Here is a 7,007-nt window from a genome sequence, read left to right on the forward strand (position 1 = left end):
CTACATGACCAACCAGCCCTTCCCCGATGACTCCGTTGATACATTCATCGCCAATCGATTACCGCCTTGGATGACGAGCGCTACGGTTGAGCAGATCAAGATCCTGCACCAGGCACTAAGCGCCCAGCAGCGCGCCCGCGAGCAGGTTCAAGCCGTATTCGCCGGCATAAAGCCGCTCGATACGTTCGCCAGCACGCTGCTGGAGGCCGCATTGGAGAAACTTCTGCATCGTCCGGTAGACGTTCGTACCGCCAAGCTGCGCCGCGCGGTGCATGTGCGTTACCCATCCGGTCTCGGCACCGTGCCTGATCACGTGGTCCCGACGACCTTGGTGCAACCGTTGCTAGTCTGTGCGTTGCATAATTTCGATAGACGTGAGACTGCTGAAGTAGCCTGGTTGCCGAAATCGGACCTGGTGGACGCCGATGGGAATATGATTGCCTTGCGTCCCCGTGCATTCGCGGGGGTCTGTCGATCCCTGGATCTGGGCGCTACTTATCAGCAACACCTCAAGCACGTGCTGTTCGCCGACGATAGCCGCCGACGTCACGTTAACGCCGTGCTCGAAGAAGGTTGGCGCACTAGCCTGCTGGCTGCAACTGAGCTGGCGCGTGTGCAAGGTGTCGTTGCCGGGCAACTCCTGGACTACCTGAGCGGCGCCGTTGAAGGGAAAGGCGAAAAGTCGCTGGGTACGTTCAGCGAGCTTCGGCTGCTGGGTCGGGTCATCACTGGCATCACGGTATTCGAACCGCAGACTGATCACGGCTCCTCCACGGCGCAGGGCCTGCTTCTGTGGGTACCGGACGATCCGCATGGTGCCATCGCTACCTTTGCTTCGTGGTCGGACTTGTTCCGCAGCTTGGGTATGCGTTTGCGTGAACCTGCCTACCGGCAGTTCTTCCAACGCTTTGTCAAAGAGCGCGACCGACTGCACTTTGTAAAGGGTTTCAAGCACTTGCTGGCCAGCACGGCTGCCCAAGAGCCAATCGCACTGGACGGGCGACACCAAGCCATTCAGGGCGACTTGATCCGGTATCTGCGTGAAGTGCAAGTAGATACCGTACTTGATAATGCTCAGGTGCTGGCCGTGCCCAATGGCTCCGTAGATAGCAGTGCGCGCGACCGACGCACACATTTCCTCCACGGACTGGGCATTGACTTGCTGGGGCTGGCGAGTTTTTTCGTACCGGAACTCGGGCTGCCATTACTTGCGCTGGCAGCACGTCAGATCACCGATGAGGTAATCGAGGGTTATCATGATTGGACGCTGGGCGATCGGGAGGCAGCGCTCAGTCACCTGGTGTCTGTGGCGCAGAATGTGGTCATGATCGGGGTGAGCGCAGCGGCTGGGGCGGCCGGGAATGCAGTGGCGCGGGAGCGTGTGATAGATGAACTCGTCCCCGTACTGTCGCGCGCCGGCGAACACCGCTTGGCCCGCGTCGATCTGCCGGGTTATGCGGTACCGGACATGCACCTGGCACAGGGGCAGCGTGGCCTGTTGCATGACCGCCTCCATGTAGGTATCGACAGCAGTGCTTACCGACTCGAGGCAAGTGGTCAGCGACTCGCCATCGAGCATCCCGAGCGTGACCACGCACCCACTATCGGCCTGGAGGACAATGGTACAGGCGGTATGCGACATGCGCTTGAGCGCCCTCAGGAGTGGCATGAAGCGCATGTGCTAATGAGACGTCTAGGTTCGAATCTTGCTCTGGTCGGGCAATCGGCTGCGCGAGCAGTACTGCGTAGCGTAGGCATGAACGAAGCCTCCCTGCGACGCCTGCACCTGGAAAATGCACCCGCACCAGCGCGGTTGTGTGATGCCGTGCAGCGCTATGAGTTGCATGACGCGTTTGCGCGGCTACGTGGGCAAGCATTCGAAGCTCACTGGCGGGCTGTACAGACGGTCCCTGAGCGGGCAGCAGGCCCGCTGCACCGGGACTTTCCTACGCTTTCCACCCGGGCAGGCCGAGAGTTGCTCGCCACTGCCGGCGATGGTGAACGCAAACAACTGCTGGAACAGCACAAAGTCCCGCTTGCGCTGGCCGAGCGAGCCCGATGGGCTTTGCATGACGCTCGCCTGGACCGCGCGTGCGCCGGTTTCGAGCAGACGAACGCCGTGAACAGAGACACCGAGCAGTTGGCTTTGGGTTTGCTGGACGCCAGCTGGCCTTGGGATTCGTCAATCAGGGTGGAAGTGCGCGAGACGAAGCCAGACGGCGACGTACGGGCCAGCGTGGGCGCTACAGCGGCGTCTGAGACGCGTTTTCTTATCCTTACGAAACAGGGCTATCTGGCAGCCGATCACACAGGACGCGCTCTGCCCGGTGCCGTCGTTGATGACGGTTTTTTTCACGCACTTCTGCGCACCCTTGATCCATCACAACGCGCAGATATGGGGGCAGTCTCGGCCACGCCAGCCAAGCTTGCCAATGCGCTTGCAGACCATGCTTTTGCTGACCGAGTGCAGGCTGCGCAGCTCTTGGGCATGGCGCCGCCCGGTAAATCCAGGCCCCCGATGCGTCTTGGCGATGGTCGCATTGGCTATGCGCTCAGTGGTCGTCCGGAAGGGTCGCGGCGAGCCATGCTTCAGGGCTACCAGCAGATCTTTCCGACACTCAGCGAGATGGACATCGAAGTGTATCTTGAGCGGGTACGTTTGCAGGGTCAGCAACCATGGGATCACCTGCGTACCTTGCAGCAATGCCTTGTGGATCTGGGTGACAATCTGACTGCCTGGCGCCGGGAAGCGACTACGGCACCGCTGCCCGAGCGCCGTCGACAGATTGCCCGTCGCATCCGCCAGTGCTGGCGGCGCAAGCGACCTGACGTCGACGGCGAGTACCGCCTGGTCATCGACAGCGAACGCATTGACAGCCTGCCAGTGCTGCCTGCGCACGCTATATTCGATCACGTTACGCACTTGACGCTGCGCCGCGCCCATTTGTCGAACATCACCGAGGGGTTTCTCGAGCGATTCCCTAATGTGCGCACCCTGGATCTGAGCCACAACTTGCTGAGCAGTGTTCCAGAGGGCGTCCAGGCACTGACCCAGCTCACCGAGCTGCGCCTGACGCGCAACCAGATCGTTATCGACGACGCAGGCCTGGCAAGGCTCAGTGCATTGACCCGGTTGCGCACCCTTGACCTGTCGCACAACCCGATCGGCCAACTGCCACCTTTGGGACGGCTGCTGGATCTACAGCGGCTACACCTGCGTGACACGGGCCTGGCTGAGCTGCCGGTCGAGGTTTACATGCATCCTGCCTTGGAAGAAATCGATCTTCGCGATAACCGCATTGCGGACATGAGCCCAACCCTTGCTCACTCCCACCGGCGGCTGGCCGGGCTCAGCCTGCATGACAACCCTGTTCCCGAACCAACCCAGACCGAGCTGCGCGGCACCTTGGGCGATGCGGGTGCAACGGCCTTGCCCCTGCGCCGTCATGGCCCTGGCGGGCAGGAATCCCTCGAACGGTGGTTGGCTGACTCCAGCCCTGAGGAGCGTGTGCTCCGCTCCGAGCACTGGAAGGCGCTGGCCGACGAACCTGGCAGCGATGACCTGATGCGGTTCTTCAACGACCTCGGGCGCTCGAACGATTATCACTTTCAAGGCATTGATCTGCGCAGGCGCATCTGGGCGTTGATCGAGGTTTGCGTTGAAAACTCGCAAGTCCGTGAAGCTGTCTTCCAGCAGGCAGCAGGGCCGCGCACCTGTGCTGATCAGATGCTGCTGATGCTTAGCCTGTTCGAGGTACGTGCACTGGTCACGACTCGCACCGCAGGGCTTGCCGCCGCAGACACGGCGCCTGCGCTGGTGCGCATTGGTCGCGAGCTCTATCGCCTGGACGAGGTGGACCGCGTTGCAGCCCAACACATTGCCAGGGAAAGGGCCACCAACCCCTACGGCCTGATCGATGAAGTGGAGATACACCTAGCGTACCGGGCCGGATTGGTCCGGCCGTTGGGGCTGCCGGCTCAGTCGCGCTACATGTATCACCGGGTATTTTCCGACGTCAACGATGTGCATCTGCGTGACGCCGCGCGCAGCATTCTGCTGGCAGAAAGCAATGCGCGGATTGCAGACTCGCTGCTGCAGCGCACGTTCTGGATCGATTTTCTGCGAACTTCGTATTCAGGCGAATACGAGACGCTGAACCAGCCCTATCACGTCCGGCTCGAGGGGCTTTTGCAGGGCCAGGAAGGTATGACCGAGCAGCAGATCCTCGAGGCCGTGGGTAACCTGGCCGATGAGCGCAGCGCGTCCGAGCGTCAGCTGACACTGTCGCTGACCTTGCGGCTGCTGTCGGAGCATCCCTGGGAGGGAGAGTTGGCATAACTACGCGGCCCGTCATTGACGGGCCCGCTCATCCGCCGACGGGTATGGGCCTCAGAAGTTGTAGCGCAGCGTCGTCATGACGTTGCGTGGGGCGCCGTAGATCCCGCCTGCCGTGGTCGTCAAGTAGTGTCTGTCGAACAGGTTGCTGACGTTCACGCTGGCTGATAGCTGCGGCGTCACCTGATAGCGCGTCATCAGGTTGACCAGCGCATAACTGCTCTGGGTGGTGGCGTAGCTCAGGGCATAGCCCGTTTCGCTTTGCCAGTTGATCCCGCCGCCGACAGTCCATTTGTCCAGCTCGCCCGGCAGGCGGTACGTGGTGAACAGCTTCACGCTATTGCGCGGAATCTCGGTAACGATGCGCTGGTCGTTGGTATCGAAGCTGACGTTGTAGGAATAGCCCGCCATGACCTGCCAGCCTTCGGCCAGCTCACCGTTGAGCTCAAGCTCTACACCTTCGCTGGTGGTGCCGCTCTCGGCGCGATACGCCTGAAACCCGTTGGGCTGCAGCAAGCGCCCATCGGCGAGTGCCAGGTTGTCCTGCTCCACCCGGAACAGGGCCAGGCTTGCGGTCAGGCGTTTGTCGAGCAGATCGGCTTTCAACCCCACTTCGTAGCCTGTGCCTTCTTGCGGGTCGAGGGGCGAGCCCTTGACATCGCGAATCTGGTTACCTTGCGGGTTGAAGATTTGCGTGTAGCTGGCGTAGGCAGCCCAGGTATCGTTCAGGTCATAGACCAGCCCAGCATAGGGGATCACTACACCGTTCTCGGTCCGCTCGGTACGTTGACGCGAGCCGGTATAGAGCGCGCTCTTGTTCACCCTGTTCCAGTCGACCACGCGTGCCCCGAGGATCAGCCTGGCGGCATCGCTCAGGTGCAGCCGCGAGGTCAGGTAGCCTGCGTACTGGGTTTCGGTCATGTCGGTAGTGCCGATTTGGGTGAACACCGGCTTGGGGGACGATCCGTTCCAGTTGAAAATGTTGTCGATGGTGTCGTCGTAGCCCGTTCGAGCACTCTGCCAGCCGCCGAAGTTGGATGTGCCTCTTTCCTCGGTCCGTGACAGGGTCACGCCGCCGATCACTTCGTGTTCGCGCCCCAGGGCATCGAAGGCGCCGGTGAGGTAGGCGTCCAGGCTGTGCTGGGTGGGCGCGGCCTTCCAGCGGGTCGGGTTGATCGTAGCCCCGGCACCGGTTGCTGGGTCGATTTCGCCATCGACGTAGGCGATCACGGTGTCGTAGTCGTTGCGCGCATGGCTGTACTCCACCTTGCCGCTCCAGCCGTTGGCGAACTGATGTTCTAGCGAGGTGAAGAGGGTACTTTGCTGCCGGTCGTAATAGCTCCAGTCTGGCGCGGTATTGAACGAGCGGGAGAAATGCGTGCGCGCCCCGTCCGTGGTGAACAGCGGGAAGCCAGTGCGAATGGGGGCGGTACTGTGGGTGACCTGATGGCTGAGGCCCACCGTCAGCAGGGTCTCGTCGCCCAGGTCCAGTTCGGTGATGCCATACAGGGTCGAGAGCTGTTGGTCAAAGCGGTCGATCCAGGCGTGCTGGTCCTTGTGATCGGCCACCAGGCGGCCACGCAGCCTGCCGCTTTCATCGAGCGCGCCGCTCACGTCAACGCCCAGGCCGTAGCGGTCCCAGCTTCCGGCCTCTGCGCTCAACTGCACTTGAGGATCAACGGTGGGGCGTTTGCGGATCAGGTTGATGGTGGCCGATGGGTTGCCCATGCCGCTGATCAAGCCTGTGGCGCCGCGCACGATTTCCACCCGGTCGTACATGGCTGTGTTCTGGGTGTAGTTGTCCATGTTCGCCGACGTGGGGACGCCGTCGATCTCGAAGTTGCGGATGGCAAAGCCCCGGGACAAGTACGCCGTGCTGTCGGCCCCAAGGCTTTCGCGAATGACGGTGATGCCGGTGGTAGCGTCCAGTGCGTCGGTGAGGGTATCGAGCTTCTGGTCGTCCAGGCGCTGGCGCGTCAGGACCGTGATCGATTGTGGGGTTTCCTTGAGTGACAGGTTCAGGCGCGTAGAGCTGCTGGACGAGTCGGTGGTGTACGCGCCCGAGCCTTCGGTGAGGGCACCGGGGGCCTTGCCGGAAATGCTCAGGGCGGTCAGTTCCATTGCCCCGCTGGTGCCCGGGGCAGGGGCAAGCACAAGGTAGCCACCGTTAGCGTCGCGACCAAGGCGCAGGCCAGTGCCTTGCAACAGGTGATTTAGACCTTCCCATACGCCATAGCGTCCTTGCAGGCCGTTTGAACGAAGGCCGGCGAGGGCGGTACGCTCGAACGATATCGAGATGGCGGCGCGCTGGGCGTATTCGTTCAGTATGCTGCCGAGTGGGCCGGGGGCGATGTCGAAGGAGATCGTCTGCACCTGATCAGCTGCCAGGGCGGGCTGGTGAGCAAGAGGCCAGAGAGCAATGCCTAGCAAGGTTAGGCGTAACATCTGGGCAAGGGGAATTGACGGGTTGCGAAGTGTCATGGCGTGTCCGTTCGTCCTAGGCGTGATCGCGGCTTATCCGCCGCTTTTTTACTTGAACGAACGAGCACGACGATTCACTAGGGCTGGCAGAGGATGAGCCATGGCCAGGGCGATACTAAAATCGTCCCATACAACTTGCCGTTGCCGTTGCCGTTGCCGTTGCCGTTGCCGTTGCCGTTGCTGTTGCTTT

2 protein-coding genes are annotated in these 7,007 nt (G+C 61.7%); one reads left to right on the forward strand and one right to left on the reverse strand.

The features are described from left to right. Positions 1-4: 4 nt before the first annotated feature. On the forward strand, positions 5-4,339 hold the full coding sequence (locus tag ACF8E5_RS05600) for an NEL-type E3 ubiquitin ligase domain-containing protein (RefSeq protein ID WP_392475006.1): 4,335 nt from the start codon (positions 5-7) through the stop codon (positions 4,337-4,339). A 51-nt stretch (positions 4,340-4,390) separates the two neighbouring features. Here the strand turns inward: ACF8E5_RS05600 and ACF8E5_RS05605 are convergent, their stop codons facing one another. Beyond that, positions 4,391-6,709 carry a TonB-dependent siderophore receptor gene (locus ACF8E5_RS05605; RefSeq protein ID WP_392475007.1) on the reverse strand — a complete coding sequence of 773 codons (2,319 nt, stop codon included), beginning with the start codon at positions 6,707-6,709 and terminating at the stop codon, positions 4,391-4,393. Positions 6,710-7,007 lie beyond the last annotated feature (298 nt).

Origin of the sequence: Pseudomonas sp. WSY_20 (genome assembly GCF_043104335.1) — a bacterium.
Lineage (GTDB): Bacteria > Pseudomonadota > Gammaproteobacteria > Pseudomonadales > Pseudomonadaceae > Aquipseudomonas > Aquipseudomonas parafulva_B.

What these genes read in the sequence shown, in the direction of transcription:
- ACF8E5_RS05600 (WP_392475006.1), top strand. Translation starts at nt 5, where the DNA reads ATGACCAACCAGCCCTTCCCCGATGACTCCGTTGATACATTCATCGCC.